Origin of the sequence: Catellicoccus marimammalium M35/04/3 (assembly GCF_000313915.1) — a bacterium.
GTDB classification, from domain to species: Bacteria; Bacillota; Bacilli; order Lactobacillales; family Catellicoccaceae; genus Catellicoccus; species Catellicoccus marimammalium.
In genome coordinates this window covers 1-1,873 of sequence record NZ_AMYT01000005.1, presented here as the reverse complement: position 1 = coordinate 1,873, position 1,873 = coordinate 1, and the positions used below count along the sequence as shown (strand labels likewise).

Genomic DNA, 1,873 nt, shown 5'->3' with positions numbered 1-1,873 from the left:
CTTCAATAATAATAATTAGTAATACAAATATTTTATATAAAATATTTGACATACCATTTACTATAAGAAGTATATTACTTACAAATAAGGTAGTAAAGTATTTTTTATAAGCTTACTTTAAATATTAATGCAAACATAACAATTAAATCGTAAATATATATGCCTATTTTACATATATACATTTATATATTCAAATAATTATTATTTTTTTATTTAAAATATATTTTTTTCATTGAATTCAAAATTCAATAATAAAAGATTACAAAAAAAGACAATATGGTTTAAAAAGTCCCATACTGTCTTTTCATTTTTCTATATTATGCCCAATGATTAATTGGACCAAATTTATGACCTACTTCAATTTCATTTTTAATACATTTATATGTGTAATTATGCGCTAAAGTAATAGCTGTTTTTATGTCTTTTCCTTTTGCAATATTAGCAACTATACTAGCTGATAATGTATCTCCTGTTCCATTAATTCTAGTAGTATTGACATATTGATGTTCTAACCAAAATTCATCATCATTTTCTAAAAGAATATAGTCTCTTACGACATCTTCAGATCCTTCATGCTTTCCTTTTATTATCACATTTTTAGCACCCAAATTTCTTAATAATTTCCCTACTTTTCTCATATCATCTTCTTTTTTTATACATATATCTGTTAAGATTTCTGCTTCAGAAAAATTAGGTGTTACCACATCTGCTAAAGGAATTAATATATTTTTTAATGCACTAAATGAATTGTCCGTAAGTAATTTATTACCATGTTTTGTCAATATCACTGGGTCAACAACTAATTTTCCAAAGTTATAATGTTGTAAATTTTTAACTACAGTATTAATAATTAAATCATTAGATAACATTCCTGTCTTGGTAGCTCTTACTTTAAAATCATCTGCAATAGATTTAAATTCTTGTTCAATAAAATCTATACCTAAATCTTGGGCTTTTTGAATTCCATATGAATTTCCAGCAACACATGATGTCAATATGGAAATTCCGTATACATCATGAGCAAAAAAAGTATTCATATCTGCTTGCATACCAGCAGACCCATCACAATCTGAACCAGCAATTGTCATCACTTGCGGGAATTCATTAATCATAATTAACACTTCCTTTAATAAAATTAAAAATACAAGTAATATTCTATACCATTTTAAAAAAAAGACAACAAAAAATCCTTGAAAAGTATTTTTTCAAGGATTAATAAAAATTATTTTTCTTCTGTAGTAATTACAGATTCAATTTCTCCGCCTTCTTCTAATACAATATTAGAAAATTGACTTTGTACAAAATTCCATTCATCAGGATTATTAACAATTTCTATTTGAAATTCTCCTTCATCACTTACAGGAATTGCGGATAAGAAAATTAATTCTTTATCTTCATCGGATTCTTCAGGAGAAGTTACTACTAAAAAATCCTTGTTAAATAATTCCTTTCCATCAATGGCATATAAAACTTCCACTTGTTTTTCATCGCCATTTTCATTTACTAATGTAATTATTGATTGATTTGACATAAATTTTTCCTCTCTCTACTTGTTAATACGAACTAAGAAATATTTTTTCTTCCCTCTACGAATAACAATAAAGTCTCCACCAAAATGTTCTTTAGGATTTATCATTGAATTTACATCATCAGTTCGGATACCATCGATATAAATTGCACCATTTTCAATATCTTCCCTTGCTTGACGTTTTGATGGTTCAATTTCTGTATTGACTAATAAATCTACTAATGATAAAGATTCATTATCAATTTCAACACTAGGAACATGAGAAAATGCAACTTCAATTTGTTGACTATTTAATTCTCGAATATCTCCTGAAAATAGTGTTTCAGAAATAAATTCAGCTTCTTT

3 protein-coding genes are annotated in these 1,873 nt (G+C 25.9%); all 3 read right to left on the bottom strand.

What is annotated here, in order from left to right:
• Positions 1-317: 317 nt before the first annotated feature.
• Positions 318-1,112 carry a bifunctional hydroxymethylpyrimidine kinase/phosphomethylpyrimidine kinase gene (gene thiD, locus C683_RS00475; protein ID WP_009488148.1) on the bottom strand — a complete coding sequence of 265 codons (795 nt, stop codon included), beginning with the start codon at positions 1,110-1,112 and terminating at the stop codon, positions 318-320.
• A 110-nt stretch (positions 1,113-1,222) separates the two neighbouring features.
• Entirely contained in the window at positions 1,223-1,531 is a 309-nt protein-coding gene (locus C683_RS00470; RefSeq protein WP_009488146.1) for a DUF1292 domain-containing protein, read from the bottom strand.
• A gap of 15 nt (positions 1,532-1,546) precedes the next feature.
• A partial coding sequence (locus tag C683_RS00465; protein WP_040388529.1) for a S4 domain-containing protein occupies positions 1,547-1,873 on the bottom strand: 327 nt, incomplete at its 5' end.